The 14,332-nt window shown below is 64.3% G+C and carries 12 protein-coding genes and 1 pseudogene; 9 read left to right on the top strand and 4 right to left on the bottom strand.

The window, feature by feature from the left end:
* Positions 1-50: 50 nt before the first annotated feature.
* Together HV765_RS00990 and HV765_RS00985 are read right to left on the bottom strand one after the other, a co-directional pair.
* Positions 51-1,049, bottom strand: a complete 999-nt coding sequence (locus tag HV765_RS00990; protein WP_175168471.1) for an ornithine cyclodeaminase family protein — start codon at positions 1,047-1,049, stop codon at positions 51-53.
* Positions 1,042-1,905: a fumarylacetoacetate hydrolase family protein gene (locus tag HV765_RS00985; protein WP_175168470.1), complete on the bottom strand. Its 864-nt coding sequence runs from the start codon at positions 1,903-1,905 to the stop codon at positions 1,042-1,044. The genes HV765_RS00990 and HV765_RS00985 overlap by 8 nt, the downstream gene beginning before the upstream one ends.
* 214 nt (positions 1,906-2,119) lie before the next feature.
* Here HV765_RS00985 and HV765_RS00980 point away from each other — a divergent pair, with 214 nt between their 5' ends.
* The 7 genes from HV765_RS00980 to HV765_RS00950 all read left to right on the top strand — a co-directional run bounded on the left by HV765_RS00980 (position 2,120) and on the right by HV765_RS00950 (position 8,587).
* The gene (locus HV765_RS00980; RefSeq protein WP_054425740.1) at positions 2,120-2,851 is read left to right on the top strand and encodes a GntR family transcriptional regulator; all 732 of its coding nucleotides are present in this window, start codon (positions 2,120-2,122) and stop codon (positions 2,849-2,851) included.
* A gap of 41 nt (positions 2,852-2,892) precedes the next feature.
* Positions 2,893-3,660 (top strand): IclR family transcriptional regulator, encoded by a 768-nt coding sequence (locus tag HV765_RS00975; RefSeq protein ID WP_175168469.1) that lies wholly within the window; start codon positions 2,893-2,895, stop codon positions 3,658-3,660.
* A gap of 274 nt (positions 3,661-3,934) precedes the next feature.
* Positions 3,935-5,323 (top strand): ATP-dependent RNA helicase DbpA, encoded by a 1,389-nt coding sequence (dbpA, locus tag HV765_RS00970; RefSeq protein WP_175168468.1) that lies wholly within the window; start codon positions 3,935-3,937, stop codon positions 5,321-5,323.
* Positions 5,324-5,525: 202 nt separating this feature from the next.
* Positions 5,526-5,933, top strand: coding sequence for a DoxX family protein (locus HV765_RS00965; RefSeq protein ID WP_054425747.1), 408 nt, complete (start codon positions 5,526-5,528; stop codon positions 5,931-5,933).
* A 260-nt stretch (positions 5,934-6,193) separates the two neighbouring features.
* Positions 6,194-6,358 (top strand): hypothetical protein, encoded by a 165-nt coding sequence (locus HV765_RS00960; RefSeq protein WP_175168467.1) that lies wholly within the window; start codon positions 6,194-6,196, stop codon positions 6,356-6,358.
* Positions 6,359-6,389: 31 nt separating this feature from the next.
* Positions 6,390-7,916, top strand: a complete 1,527-nt coding sequence (locus tag HV765_RS00955) for an adenylate cyclase (protein WP_175168466.1) — start codon at positions 6,390-6,392, stop codon at positions 7,914-7,916.
* A gap of 134 nt (positions 7,917-8,050) precedes the next feature.
* Positions 8,051-8,587: a peroxiredoxin gene (locus HV765_RS00950; protein ID WP_175169446.1), complete on the top strand. Its 537-nt coding sequence runs from the start codon at positions 8,051-8,053 to the stop codon at positions 8,585-8,587.
* An 88-nt stretch (positions 8,588-8,675) separates the two neighbouring features.
* On the opposite strand, the gene HV765_RS00945 is transcribed toward HV765_RS00950, so the two are convergent.
* On the bottom strand, positions 8,676-10,124 hold the full coding sequence (locus HV765_RS00945) for a CoA transferase (RefSeq protein WP_054425752.1): 1,449 nt from the start codon (positions 10,122-10,124) through the stop codon (positions 8,676-8,678).
* A 369-nt stretch (positions 10,125-10,493) separates the two neighbouring features.
* Between HV765_RS00945 and phrB the strand changes: the two genes are divergently transcribed.
* Complete coding sequence (gene phrB / locus HV765_RS00940; RefSeq protein WP_175168465.1) at positions 10,494-11,912, top strand: deoxyribodipyrimidine photo-lyase; 1,419 nt, start codon at positions 10,494-10,496, stop codon at positions 11,910-11,912.
* A gap of 143 nt (positions 11,913-12,055) precedes the next feature.
* Positions 12,056-13,710 (top strand): annotated as a pseudogene (locus HV765_RS00935) (methyl-accepting chemotaxis protein).
* Here the strand turns inward: HV765_RS00935 and HV765_RS00930 are convergent.
* The gene (locus tag HV765_RS00930) at positions 13,673-14,005 is read right to left on the bottom strand and encodes a hypothetical protein (RefSeq protein WP_175168464.1); all 333 of its coding nucleotides are present in this window, start codon (positions 14,003-14,005) and stop codon (positions 13,673-13,675) included. The pseudogene HV765_RS00935 and the gene HV765_RS00930 overlap by 38 nt on opposite strands.
* Between the last annotated feature and the right edge of the window lie 327 nt (positions 14,006-14,332).

Below are 14,332 nucleotides of genomic sequence, written 5' to 3'. Positions count from 1 at the left end.
TCTTGCCGCCAGCGCTGCCGGCCGGCTGTGTCTTGTTGATTGAATGCGGTTCAGGGCTGCGCCAGCAGCAGGTTTTCGCGGGTTTGGGGAGGAAGTTCGATACCCAAGCCATGCTCGCGTGCGTGCTCAAACACCACGCGCGCCATCGCCAGATCCGACAAACCCATGCCCATGCCCTTGAAGATCGTCAGCCGCGCCTGAGGGGGTCGCGCGTCACCTTGCGCCAGCAGTTGGCCGAGCACGGCGACATCCGGCCACGGCGCGCCGTCGGCGCCATAGCGTTCGCGCAGTTCCCGCGACCCTTTACGCGCGTTCTCCAGGTCGTCCACCACCACGCGGTCGGCCAGCGTGAACACGTCTTGCGCAAACTCGGCCTTGGACGGCAAGATCGCACCCACGGCGTTCAGGTGCCGGCAGCCCGCCAGCAGCGCCGCTTCCACGAAAGGATCAACCGCGCGCGTGATCAGCGTGACGATCTCGGCGCCCGCCAACGCGTGTTCCAGGCTGGGGGACTCCTGGACGTCGAATGCATATTTGCCCGCCACGCTCGCCACGAACGCGCGGCGCTTTTCCGGCGTGGGGCTGTACACCCGCACCTGACGCAAATCACGCACCGCGGCCAAGGCCGCCAATTGCGTGACCGCTTGCGGGCCGGTGCCGACCAGCGCAGCGCGCGTTGCGTCTTGCGGAGCCAGCGCTCGCGTGGCGACGCCGCTGATGGCCGCCGTGCGCAACATGCCCAGCGCACGCGCTTCGATAATGGCGCGCAAGGCGCCCGTGGCCGCATCGAACAAACTGAACAACGAGCCGCCGCCCGCCTTCGTGTGCACCCAGGTTTTGAACCCGGCGTACCCGCCCTCGCCCGTCTGCACGGAACCCAATGCATGCATGGAGCTGCCGTCGCCCCATGTGGCCAGCGTTTTGGGCAGGTTGCGCGCCTGGTCGCGGGCTTGCGCCACCAGCATGTCTTGCAGCGCATCAATGGCGCGATGGATGTTCAGCACCGAGACTACGTCCCGTTCCGTCAGATACCGCAGCGCGTCAGCCATGCGCAGCTCCTTGTTGGGCGGGTTCGTCCGCCACCGTGTTGATCAGCGTTCCGATGCCGGGAATCTCGACTTCCAGCGTGTCGCCGGCAGCCATGAAGCGCGGCGGCTTGCGGCTGGAGCCCACGCCTTCCGGCGTGCCGGTTGCGATGACGTCGCCCGGAGACAGCGGCGTGAACGTGCTGATGTAGGCAATCAGTTCAGGGATGGGGAAGATCAGGTCGGACACGTCGCCGTCTTGCATCACTTCGCCGTTCAAGCGGCTGATGACGCGTAGCCGCGCGGGGTCGCCAATGTCGTCCGCCGTGACCAGCCAAGGGCCAATCGCGCCACTGCGCTCGAAGTTCTTGCCCGGCGTGACCTGCGCGTTGTGCTTTTGAAAGTCACGCACCGAGTTCTCGGCCATACAGGTGTAGCCAGCCACGTGCGACAGCGCATCGCTTGCGGGAATGTGGCGTCCGCCCCGGCCGATGACGACGGCCAGTTCGCCTTCGTAATCAAACCTGTCGGAGGCGCGCGGCTTCCAGACGGGTTCGCGGTGCCCGACCAGGCTGTCCGCAAAGCGGGCGAACAAAGACGGGTGCGCCGGCAGTTCACGTCCTGCTTCGGCCACATGCCGTCCGTAATTCAGGCCCACGCAAAGAATCTTGCGCGGCGCGGGGATGGGCGGCAGCCATTGCAGGCCGGCCAAGGGCGTACAGGGCACGCCCGGCGCGTCGGCCGCTTGCGCAATCTGGTCCACGCCCGCGGTCAATGCCGTCATCACGTCGGGCCAGACCTGGGTCAGCACCACGACGTCGGTATCACGCACCACGCCCCAACCGGGGCGGCCTGCCTCTACGAAGCTGATGAGCTTCATGTTGTCTCCTGTGCTTTCGGCTCAATGGCATGCAATGGCTTGCGTCTTTGCATGCATTACCAGGCTTAAAACGCCTAGTACCGCTGTTTTTCCGAATTATTGCATGCAATTTTGATAAATCGCAAGACAGGAAGATCTATTTTTTGGCTTATTGCATGCAATTTTCTAGGTACACTGGGAGCCCTTTCAGACAATCTTCAGCCCACGCCACGCTATGGCAGCTCAGATCGACAAAGTTATTTCCGAACTTCGGGACATGGTGCTTTCCGGTGCGTTGCAGCCCGGGGAACGCGTCGTGGAATTGCAGTTTTCCGCGCGCCTGGGCGTGTCACGCACGCCGCTGCGCATTGCGCTGACCGAGCTGGAAAAGGAAGGCCTGCTTGAACGCCTGCCTTCGCGGGGGTTCCGGGTTCGCGCCTTCACGGTGGAAGAGATTGGCGACGCCGTGGATGTGCGCGGCGTGCTCGAAGGCATGGCCGCCCGCCTGCTAGCGGAACGCGGCGCACCCCAAGACGTGCTGGACGCGCTGTCGGAAGCGGTAGAGGAAGGACGCGCCTTGCTGGCGCCCGCCCGCCGCGACCCCAACACCACGGTGGACGCGCGCGCCTGGGGCCAGATCAACCGCCGGTTCCACGAGATTCTGTGCGAAGCCGCCGGCAATCGCGCCCTGCTGTCCGCACTGGAGCACAACAACAAGACCCCGCTTGCCGGCCCCGCCGCGCTGACGCTGCCGTCTACCCCGTCGCTGCTGGAAACGCCGTTTGTGCTGCGCGCGCAAGCCGATCATGAAGACCTGCTGCGCGCCATCACCCGGCGCGAAGCCGTGCGCGCCGAAAACCTGATGCGCGAACACGCGTATCGCAGCCGGGAAAACAAGCGGGTGCTGCTGGAGTCTTTGCGTGGCGCACTATGCGCGCGGCCGTTGCTGGGCGATGATGGCGCGTGAGTTGTCTGCTCCCCCATCCGATCACTTTCAAACCCTGAAAGATGAAAGACGAATCCTCTGCCGCCTTGCGGGCGTTGACCTTGCTGGAACAGGTCGCCCGATCTGAAAGCCCCGTGTCGTTGGCCGCCTTGACCGACGCCACCGGCTTGCCCAAACCGTCGGTGCTGCGCATCCTGACGCGTCTGGTCGACGCCGGCATGCTGCTGCGCGAGCCTGCCGGCAAAAGCTACGTCAGCGGCCCGCGGCTCAGCGCATTGGCGCGCGAGACGCTGCTGAATTCCCCGCTGCGCGGCGAACGCCATCGCATTCTGGACAGCCTGGTCGATGAGATCGGCGAAACCTGCAACTGCACGATGCTGGATGGCGACGAGGTCATCTATCTGGATCGTGTGGAAACCGCGTGGCCGCTGCGTGTGAACCTACAGACCGGGTCACGCGTGCCGCTGCATTGCTCGGCCAGCGGCAAGCTGTTTCTGGCGCACATGCGGCGCGAAGCGCGCGCCCGTCTGCTGGCGGCCGCCCCCTTGCCCCGCTATACGCCCAACACCTTGTGCGAGGTGGCATCGCTGGAATACGAACTGCGCACGATCAAGAAAGAAGGCGCAAGCTTTGACCGCGAAGAATTTCTGCTGGGCATCGTGTGCATGGCGGTGCCGATTCTGCATGGCACGCGGGTGATTGCTGCCGTAGCCTTGCATGCACCGGTTGCGCGCTTGTCGATCGATGGCGCGCGGGCCTGGTTGCCGCGCATGCAAGAGGCTGCCCAAGCGCTGGCCGGCACGTACGAGCCGCAAGCGGATACGGACTGACGCAGCCGGAATGGCGCCGCGCTGGCTGAGGGCGCCCTGCTGAAGGCGTACTTGTGGAAGACGTCCTTACTATGGAAGACGTCCTTATTGACGCCCCCCTATTGACGCCCCCCCTTATTACGCCCCCTATCGACGCCCCCTTATTGCGTCCCTAATTATTTTCCCCATACGCGGGTATTGCATGCCGACGCGGACGCGTGCGACGGCGAAAGCAACTCAGGGATTACACTGTCGGTCGACTCAGTTTTTCGCGGTTTTTGCGATCCGCCCTATTGTGACCAACACGCCCTTCTCCACCCTGCCCCTCTTGCCCGCCCTGCTCGACAACCTGCAAAGCCTGGGGTTCGAGCAAATGACGCCCATCCAGGCGCAAAGCCTGCCGCTTATCCTGGAAGGCCGCGACATCATTGCGCAAGCCAAGACCGGCAGCGGCAAGACCGCGGCGTTCGGCCTGGGCGTGCTGCAAAAGCTGGACACCACCCAACTGACGCCACAGGCGCTGCTGGTGTGCCCCACGCGCGAACTGGCTGACCAGGTCGCGCAAGAACTGCGCCGTCTGGCGCGCCTGATTCCGAACGTCAAGATCCTGACCTTGTGCGGCGGCGCAGCCGCCCGCCCGCAAGCGGAATCGCTAGCGCGCGGTGCGCATCTGGTGGTGGGTACGCCCGGCCGCATTCAAGACCACCTGGACCGCGGCAGCCTGGACCTGGCTGGCCTGACGACGCTGGTGCTGGACGAAGCCGACCGCATGGTCGACATGGGTTTCTACGATGACATCGTGGCCATTGCTTCGCACTGCCCCACCAAGCGCCAGACGCTGCTGTTCTCGGCCACCTACCCCGACAATATCCGCAAGCTCAGCGCGCGCTTTTTGCGCAACCCCGCCGAGGTCAAGGTGGAAGCGCAGCACGACGCCAGCCGCATCGAACAGATCTTCTACGAGATCGACGGCAAAGACCGTCTGGACTCGGTAGCCCGTCTGCTGGCGCATTTCCGCCCCGTGTCCACGCTGGCGTTCTGCAATACCAAGATTCGCAGCCATGACCTGGTTGAACGCCTGCAAGCCGACGGCATCAGCGCGCAAGCACTGAACGGCGATCTTGAACAACGGGAACGCGATGAAATCCTGATCCAGTTCGCCAACCAAAGCTGCGCCGTGCTGGTCGCCACCGACGTGGCGGCGCGTGGCCTGGACATCCAGAACCTGGGCGCGGTCATCAACGTGGACGTCACGAAAGACACCGAAGTCCACGTGCACCGCATCGGCCGCAGCGGCCGCGGTGATCAAAAGGGCTTGGCGCTAAGCCTGTGCTCGCCCGATGAAATGCGTTGGGCCAACCTGGTTGAGCAATACCAGGGCTCGCCCTTGAAGTGGGGCGACATCAAGTCGCTCAAGCCCAAGGCCGACCGCCCGTTGCGCGCGCCGATGGTGACGCTGTGCATTCAGGGCGGCAAGAAAGACAAGCTGCGTCCGGGCGACCTGCTGGGCGCGCTGACGGGTGATGGCGGCCTGACGTTCGAACAAGTCGGCAAGATCAACATCACGGAATTCAATTCCTATGTGGCGCTTGACCGCCAGATCGCCAAGCAGGTGTTTTCGCGGGTGTCCAACAGCAACATCAAGGGCCGCCGCTTCCGCATGCGGTTCCTGGAAGAGTTTTGATTGCTGCTTGGGCAGGAATCCATTCCTGCCCGCCATTCGCCATTCGCTGGCGATAGCTTGATGATTTTGCATGGGCTTTGCCATAATGGCCCCGGCTGAACTGGCTGCCGCACCCATCGCGGGGGCCAGGACGCGGAACCAAAGGTTAACGGCGTGCTCCAACGAGCCGCTGTCCCCTTAACCATCACAAGAGAAACTCACCATGATCAAGTCCGACGATACCGGCAAGCTGATCCTGCGCCTGACCCTCGGCATTCTGATTTTGCTTCACGGCCTGTCCAAACTCATGGGCGGCGGCGTGACCGGCATCAGCGGCATGCTGTCTTCGCATGGCCTGCCCGGCTTTCTGGCTTATGGCGTGTACGTGGGCGAAATCATCGCTCCCGTGCTGCTCATCATCGGCGTCTACACCCGCCTGGGCGGCCTGATCATCGCCATCAACATGATCGTGGCGGTGTTGCTCGCGCACACCGGCCAGCTTGGCACCATCACCAACACGGGTGGCTGGGCGCTGGAGCTGCAAGGCATGTTCTTCTTTACCGCACTGGCCATCGCCTTCATGGGCGCCGGCCGTTTCAGCCTGGCTGGCAATGGCGGCCGCTGGAACTAACGCTTGGCTGACCTTGGCGGCGTGACACAACACGACGCCAAGTGATACCAGACAACGGGGTCGCTCAGGCGGCCCCGTTGCTTTTGCAGCAAAGATTGATACCAACGACATGGGCCGTCACGCCGGCGCAAACATCGGTCACGCGAAAGCTGTTTCGGAACGATTACAACGAAGAACTCCCGGCCTGCTGGTATGGCCTAATCCTTACCAGCGCACCAAGGGCGTGAGCCACGCCTGGCGCAAGGTAGGGAGTTACCGAAATGAAGAAGAGTCTGCTGCTGATGCTGGTGATGGCCAGTTCGTTGACCGGTTGTGTGGTGGTGCCGGCCCGCCCGGCGTACTATCGCCCCGCGCCGGTTTACTACACGCCGCACTACTACTACCCCGCGTATCCCGCGCCGCATTATTACTACCGCGGATATTGAGCCCTCGCATCGGATGCGATGAGGACCTGCCATGACATCCTTAGCCCGGATTTCCCGTTTGCAACCCTTGGCCTTCACGGCGCTGCTGGCCGTTTGCGCGAGCGCGGCGGCGCAAACGTATGCACCGCCCCCGCCGCCCCCGGCGCCCGCTGCCCCCGTCTATGACAATGGCGACCCCGCCAACGCCAACCTGGCGCTGGTGGACCGCAGCCCCGAACCGCCGCCGCCGCTGCCCGTCTACGTGCAGCCGCCCGCGCCAGCCGATGGCTATATGTGGGTGCCAGGCTATTGGAGCCGCAACCGCTACGGCTTTTTCTGGGTGCCTGGCGCCTGGGTGCTGGCGCCCTATACCGGCGCGCTCTGGACGCCTGGCTACTGGGGCTTCGTCAACGGGCTTTATGTGTGGAACGCCGGTTACTGGGGCCCTCATGTGGGGTTCTATGGCGGCATCAATTACGGCTTCGGCTACGTCGGTTTGGGCTATGTGGGCGGCTATTGGAAGCGCGACCGCTTCTACTACAACCGCTCCGTCACGAACGTGAACGTGACGCGCGTCACCAACGTCTACAACCACAACGTCGTCATCAACAACGTCGACAACCGGCGGGTCAGCTATCACGGCGGCCCTGACGGCATCCGGCGCGCGGCCGACCCGCGCGAAGTGGCGGCCCGCAACGATCGGCACGCGCCACCCACCGACATGCAGCGTGGATTCGTGCGCGACGCCGGGAACAACCGCGCCCAGTTCTATGACCACAACAAGGGCCGCCCGCCGCAAGCGTTTGTGGACCATCCCGGCAATGGACGCCCGCCTGAAGGGCAACGGCCCGGCGGCGACGGGAATCGCGGTGACCGCAATGATGTGAACCGGGGTGAGCAGAACCGGGGTGACTCGAATCGGGGCGACTCGAATCGCGGCAATCCCAATCGCGGTGATCAGCCCCGAGGGCAGAACGTCATCCAGACGCAACCGGGACGGCCGCCGCAAGCGCAAGCGCAGCAGCAGCCCTCGCGCGATGGGCAGCAGGCGCAGCGGGATCAACAGGCGCAACAACAAGCCGGTCAGCAGCAGGCACGGGATCAGCAGGCTCGGGATCAACAAACGCGTCAACAGCAGGACCGCGACCAGCAACAGCAGCAAGCGCGGCAGCAGCAGGCTCGCGACCAGCAAAGGCAGCAGCAGGATCAAGCCCGCCAGCAGCAAGCGCGCGAACAGCAGTCTCGTGAACAGCAGCAGCAGCAGCAGCAGCAGCAGCAGCAGCAGCAAGCCCGTCAACAGCAGGCCCGAGACCAGCAACAACAGCAGCGCCAACAGCAGGCGCGTGAACAGCAACAGCAGCAGCAAGCTCGCCAACAACAGGCCCGAGACCAGCAACAGCAGCAGCGCCAGCAACAGGCTCGCGAACAGCAGCAACAGCAGCACCAACAGCAGCAGCAACAAGCCCGTCAACAACAGGCCCGTGAGCAGCCGCAGAAGCGGCAACAAGGCGGCGACGACGGGCGCGGCCGGGATCAGCCGCGTGGCAACGATGGACGGGGCGGACCGAATCGCGACTGAGTTGAATCCCGGAACTGAACCCCGTGCGCGGGTCCCGCTGCACTGGACCCGTCATCGCGGCAGGACTACAGTAGGCGTCTCGCCGCGGCCCGCCGCAAAAGATTGATTGAATATCGGAGACACCCATGAACCGCATGAAGCGCCTCGCCCCCTGCTTGATGTTCTGCGGCCTGCTGGCCGCCACTTCCGCCCAAGCCGCCCTGAATGTCGGCGCCCCCGCGCCCGACTTCAGCACCCAGGCGTCGCTGGGCGGCAACGTCTTCACCTTCAAGCTGAACGAGGCGCTCAAGCAAGGCCCGGTCGTGCTGTATTTCTTCCCCGCCGCCTTTACGCAAGGCTGCACGATTGAAGCGCACAACTTCGCCGAAGCCACCGACGAATACAAGTCGCTAGGCGCGACCGTTATCGGGGTTTCGACCGACAACATCGACACGCTGAACAAATTTTCGGTTAGCGAGTGCCGCAGCAAGTTCGCGGTGGCCGCCGATGGCGACGGCAAGATCATGAAGGCCTATGACGCCGTGCACGACAAGCGCCCGGATTACGCGCAGCGCGTGTCGTATGTGATCTCGCCGCAAGGCAAGATCTTGTATGAATTCACGGACATGAACCCCGAGTCGCACGTGTCCAACACGATGCGCGCACTGCGCGACTGGAAGGCCAAGCAGTAAAGGCCCCAGCAGTAAGGCCCCCAGCAATAAGGCCAAGCGATAGGCCGCAGAGGCTAACCGCCAGGCCGTAACTTAGTGACTGAGTTGCTTAGTTGAACGGCCAGACGGTCGGATGCGATCCGGGCGGGCTGGACGGACGCGTCCACCGCGCGGGCGTTTCTGAAAAATTGGCGGCATGGCGCACGGCCACAAGCTCGCCAAAGCCCGAATGTTCGGTTTCCAGCAGGCCGTCAAAGCCGGGCATCTTACAGGCCAGCCCCCCATCCACCCGGCCCAGGCTGCGCAGCCAATGCGCAGTCTGCGCCAGCGACACGCGCACATGCCAGCTGCCGCCTTCGGTGGCCTGCCGCGCCAGCGCCACTTGCGCACCAAACGCCATCAGATACCCCGACGCATGATCCAGAATCTGCATTGGCAAGGGCTTGGGCGCTTCCTGCCCCGCGGCTTGCGCTTCCGCATGGTTAAAGCCCGTGGCCGTTTGGACCAGGGAATCGAAGCCCCGGCGGTTGGCCCACGGACCCGCATTGCCGTAAGCGGTCAACGACACATAGACGATGCCCGGACGAATTCTTGCGGCGTCCTCCGGGCCAAAGCCCAACGCCGCCAGTCCGCCCGGCCGATAGCCCTGCACGAACACATGCGCACTGCGCAGCAAGTTGCCCAGCGCAATACGGCCATCCGCCGTGTCCAGATCCGCCAGCACGGACAGCTTGCCCCGGCTGGTGTCGATGATGTTGTCGATGTTGGGCAGGTGCGGTGAATTCACGAGCATCACGTCGGCGCCATAGGCCGCCAGCGCGCGGCCACACACGGGGCCGGCGATGATGCGCGTCAGGTCCAGTACGCGAATGTCCTTCAGCGGCCGGGCGTCGTGCCCGTACTTCGGCAAGGGCCGGGGGTCGGCCTCACCGATGCGTTCAATCGTCATCAAGGGTTGCGCAGCAATAGCCTGGCCTTGGCCGTGGCGGTCCCAGTCGTCAAAGCTGCGCATGGCGGCCACCACCATCCCGGCGTCTGCGGCCACCTGTTCGAAGTCAGTGGCCTTCCAGCGTGACAACGCAAGTTCCACCGTTTCGCGCGTGGTGTCTTCGCCAATTGGGCATCCCAGCAAGGCCAGCGCCCCATCCCGGTGATGCGCGAAGTTGGCGTGGATGCGAACCCAGCCGCCATCGCCGCAGCGATACAAGCCGCTGATCGGGTCCCAGGGGTTGGGCGTGACGCCGTTGATGGTGAAGTGGCTGCGGCATTCCTGGGCGGCGTGCAGCATGTCGACACTGACCTGCTGACGCGCGCCGCCGCGCAAGTGCCAGAGCTCGGCGGCGGCCATGGCGGCGGCCGCCATGCTGACCTGCGCCGCAGCACCCACCGCGAATGAAGACGGCAGCACGGGGTTGGCGCCGGTCAACAGCACATGCTCAAGCGATTCGTCCGGCAAATCGAATGAACGCCATAGTTTCTGCAGAACGTCGCGAGACGTCTTGCTGGCGGGTGTGCGTCCCCGTAGAAAGGACGGGCGTAAATCCATCAGATTTCCCATAGCGTTCAACTCGGCTCTAGTCGTTGGATGAATTACATGGCGGGGGCACATATCGCGTCAATACGTATATGAGCTCAGCGTGTTTCACGGTTTGACCGCCCTGCGCCCCGCGCCAGACGCGCTATGCATGGAAGGTGGGGTAGCGGCCCACGCCCCGGGGAGCGGGCGGGTTTCTCCACCCGGAATGTGCATGCTTGGCGCGGTGTGACGCGCGAAATACGCGCACGCGGCCGTCACATCTACTCGTAGTTTTTACATCGTCTTCCAGGCGCGGCGCCAAGATAGAATGCCAGCCTCAATGAAAAACGCCTGGACAGCGCATCGATAACGCTGCCGCCCGCCCCTTTCTTCCGCCCTGGATCGCCCTTCATGAATACGCTGCTCTGGCTCCGCACCGACCTGCGCATGCACGACAATCCGGCGCTTGCCGCCGCCGCCGAGAACGGCACGGTAACGGCGCTGTTCATCGCGTCGCCCGGGCAATGGCGCCAGCATGATGACGCGCCCGCCAAGGTGGACTTCTGGCTGCGTAACCTGCACGAGTTGCAGCGTGACCTGGGCGGCATCGGCATCCCCTTGAAGCTGCTGACCGTTGACGACTGGCGCCACGCGCCCGACGCCATTGCTGCGTTCTGCAAGCAGCACGACATCGCCCAGGTTCATGCCAACACGGAATGGGCCATCAATGAACGCCGCCGCGATGCGGCCGTGGGCATTGCGCTGGCCGAGATCGGCGTGGACTGGACCTTGCACCATGGCGCGTCGCTGCTGCGCCCGGGCACGGTGCTGACGGGCAAAGGTGAGTGCTACCGCGTCTACACGCCCTATGCGCGCACCTGCCGCGAGCGTTTGCGCACCGCTCCGTTGCGCGCCCTGCCCCCGCCCAAGGCGCAGACCCCGCCCGCCTGGAAGGCCGACCCGCTGCCGGATGCGTTCGACGGCTTTGCGCCTGCCACCGAGGCCATCCGCGCGCTATGGCCGGCGGGCGAAGCCGCCGCCAGCGACCGGCTGGAAGCCTTTGCCGACGGCGTCATCGACGCCTATAAAGACGAACGCGATTTTCCGTCCTTGCCCGGCACCAGTTGCCTGTCGCCGTATCTGGCAGCGGGCGTGCTGTCGCCCGGCCAGGCGCTGCGCGCGGCGCTGGCCGCCAACCATGGCGAGCTGGATAGCGGCAAGGCGGGCGCCGCTACCTGGATCAACGAACTGCTGTGGCGCGAGTTCTATCAGCATCTGCTAGCCGCCTACCCGTCGTTGTCGATGCACCTGCCCATGAAACCGGAAACCGCTGCCGTGCCATGGCGCGATGCGCCCACCGACTTGCAGGCGTGGCAACAGGGGCAAACCGGCATCCCCATCGTCGACGCCGCCATGCGGCAGTTGCTGGCGCTGGGTTGGATGCATAACCGCCTGCGCATGGTGACGGCCATGTTCCTGTCGAAAAACCTGTTGATCGATTGGCGGCTGGGCGAAGCCTGGTTCATGCAACACCTGGTGGACGGCGACCTGGCGGCAAACAACGGCGGCTGGCAATGGAGCGCGTCCACGGGGGCCGATGCCGTGCCTTACTTCCGCGTCTTCAATCCGCTATCGCAGTCCCGCCGTTTCGATCCGCGGGGGGTGTTCCTGCGCGAGTGGCTGCCCGAGCTGGCGCACCTGGACGACCAGGCCATTCATGACCCCAGCCCGATGGAACGCGCGGCGGCGGGCTACCCCACCGCTATCGTTGATCTGGCGCAAAGCCGGCTGCGCGCGCTGGAAGCCTTTGGCAATTTGCCCGCCGTGTGACGCCCCGGCAGCCACCGCCGATCACAGATTTACGTTTTGCATAACATCCCAATATTTTGATGTAGATCAACCCCGCGCACGCCCCCCTCCCCGATGATGCCCGGCTGCACCACGCCCCCCGCCCATCACAGGACGACAGACGCATGCGCAACAATCAGCCGGTTTACGACAAGGAATACACGCTGCACGACGAGCAGTACCTGATCTCCCGCACTGACGCCCGTGGCCGCATCATCTACGCCAACCCCGCGTTCGTGGAAGTCAGTGGGTTCACACGCGAAGAACTGGTGGGCGCCGCGCACAACATCGTGCGCCACCCCGACATGCCCGAAGACGCCTTTGCCGACCTATGGCGCACCATCCAGCGCGGGGAATCCTGGACCGGCGTCGTCAAGAACCGCCGCAAAGACGGCGGCTATTACTGGGTGCTGGCCAACGTCACACCCATCATCGAACGCGGCGTCACGTCTGTTATGCGTCGGTGCGTGTCAAACCCACTCAAGAACAAATTGACGCGGCCGATGCGCTGTATGCGCGGCTGCGCAACGGCACCGCGCGTGGCGTGCGCCTGCATCGCGGCCAAGCGCGGCCCACCGGGCTGATGGGGGTGCTGGCGCGGCTGAAATTCTGGCGCCTGACCGGCGTGCGTTCACGCATGCTGGCCTGGGCGATGCTGGCGTCCACCCTCTTCCTGGGCGCGGGCGGCGTCGCGCTGTACGCGATGATTGACCGCCTGCCGCCCGAAGAACTCGCCATGGCGGCGGGCGCGCTGGCCGCGGGCGTCGCGCTGATATTCGCGTCGGGCTGGGGCTTTGCGCGGTCCATCACAGGTTTGTTGGTGACGGCTACCGACTTCACGCGGCAGATCGCCGCCGGCAATCTCAGCACGGCCATGCCGCCCGCCGGCTTGCGCGATGAGATCGGCGCCCTGAAATTCTCGTTGGAAGTCATGCGCAAAAGCCTCGTCAGCATTACGCGCGATGTGCACAACGGCATCGAAAGCGCCTTGCATTCCGCCTCGGAAATTGCCGACGGCAACGAAGATTTATCCGCCCACACGCAACACCAGGCCGCGTCGCTGGAAGAGGCGGCGGCCAGCATGGAGCAATTGGCCGCCACGGTGAAGCTGAATGCGTCGAATGCGCTGGGCGCGGATCAGATGGCCAGCCAGGCGTCGGATGTGGCCAAACGCGGCGGCCAGGTCGTGCACGATGCCACGGCCGCCATGCACGGCATCGTGGAAAGCTCGTCACGCATTGCGGAAGTGGTGAGCATCATTGACGGCATCGCCTTCCAAACCAACATCCTGGCGCTGAACGCCGCTGTGGAAGCCGCGCGGGCAGGCGAAGCCGGCAAGGGCTTTGCCGTGGTGGCGACCGAAGTGCGCAGCCTGGCGCAGAAAAGCGCCACGGCCGCTCGCGAAATCAAGGCGCTGATCGAAGCGTCGAACGAACGCGTCAACGACGGCGTGCGGCATGTGGAACGCGCGGGCGAAGCCATGTTGGATATTGTGGCGTCGGTGCAGCAGGTGACGCAGATCATGAACGAGATTGCGGCCACATCCACCGAGCAGCACACGGGCATCGACAACGTCAGCCGCACCATTTCGGAAACGGACAATGCGGCGCAACGCAATGCCGCGCGTGTGGAACAAGCCGCGCTGGCGGTAGACAACTTGCGCACGCGCGGCGCACAGTTGCGTCACGCGATTGAGGTGTTCCGGGTGGGCAGCAGCGCCCCCGCGCAACCGGCCCGCCCCCTCAGCCTTGCGCGGCAGCTTCCCTATCCAGCCGCTTGATGAAGACTTGCAGTTCTTTTTCGACCTGCTTGTCTCCGCGCGCCTCTGCCGCCTTCAGCCCGCTATCCCACGCGGCGCGTGCGCCCGCTTTATCACCCAAGCCCAGGCAGGCCTTGCCCAGCCATTTCCACGCGACTGAATACGTGGGGTCAAACGCCAGCGCCGCGCGCAGATGCGTTTCAGCTTCGCGAAAGCAATCCTGCTCGGCGTAGGCCTTGCCCAGGGAAAACCGCAACAGCAGGTTGTCGGTGCCCTTGGCAAGCATCCCTTCCAGACGATCAATCATTCCTTCCATGCGTGGGCTCCCGGTAGTCTGCAAATATTGAACGCCATGATAGGACGGCGCTGCCGTCGCAGCGGCAATGGCCCCGGCGCGTGCCCGGATATGACGCGCCACTTGGGGATGGCGGTTTGAAGGAACGGTTTCCTTGCGTTTCAATACGCGCACGGCAAGCAACGCTTGCGCGATGATGCTGTCACACTCGCTATCGCCATAGGTTGCCGCCACGGCGTTGTCACCCGTGTTTATCGCCCCTGGTTGTCGTCGCATGAAAGGTACTGGTTCGATGATGCTTTTGCGCCCCAACTCACTTCGCCGGTCTCTGCTGCGCTCGTCGTTGTT

This window comes from Achromobacter kerstersii, from assembly GCF_902859595.1.
GTDB classification, from domain to species: Bacteria; Pseudomonadota; Gammaproteobacteria; order Burkholderiales; family Burkholderiaceae_B; genus Achromobacter; species Achromobacter kerstersii.
The sequence above is the reverse complement of the archived record's forward strand: the minus strand, read 5'-3'. Positions and strand labels throughout refer to the sequence as shown.

Coding starts and splice junctions, on each gene's coding strand:
- HV765_RS00990 (WP_175168471.1), bottom strand. CDS start 1,049: ATGGCTGACGCGCTGCGGTATCTGACGGAACGGGACGTAGTCTCGGTG.
- HV765_RS00985 (WP_175168470.1), bottom strand. CDS start 1,905: ATGAAGCTCATCAGCTTCGTAGAGGCAGGCCGCCCCGGTTGGGGCGTG.
- HV765_RS00980 (WP_054425740.1), top strand. CDS start 2,120: ATGGCAGCTCAGATCGACAAAGTTATTTCCGAACTTCGGGACATGGTG.
- HV765_RS00975 (WP_175168469.1), top strand. CDS start 2,893: ATGAAAGACGAATCCTCTGCCGCCTTGCGGGCGTTGACCTTGCTGGAA.
- HV765_RS00965 (WP_054425747.1), top strand. CDS start 5,526: ATGATCAAGTCCGACGATACCGGCAAGCTGATCCTGCGCCTGACCCTC.
- HV765_RS00960 (WP_175168467.1), top strand. CDS start 6,194: ATGAAGAAGAGTCTGCTGCTGATGCTGGTGATGGCCAGTTCGTTGACC.
- HV765_RS00955 (WP_175168466.1), top strand. CDS start 6,390: ATGACATCCTTAGCCCGGATTTCCCGTTTGCAACCCTTGGCCTTCACG.
- HV765_RS00950 (WP_175169446.1), top strand. CDS start 8,051: ATGAAGCGCCTCGCCCCCTGCTTGATGTTCTGCGGCCTGCTGGCCGCC.
- HV765_RS00945 (WP_054425752.1), bottom strand. CDS start 10,124: ATGGGAAATCTGATGGATTTACGCCCGTCCTTTCTACGGGGACGCACA.
- phrB (WP_175168465.1), top strand. CDS start 10,494: ATGAATACGCTGCTCTGGCTCCGCACCGACCTGCGCATGCACGACAAT.
- HV765_RS00930 (WP_175168464.1), bottom strand. CDS start 14,005: ATGGAAGGAATGATTGATCGTCTGGAAGGGATGCTTGCCAAGGGCACC.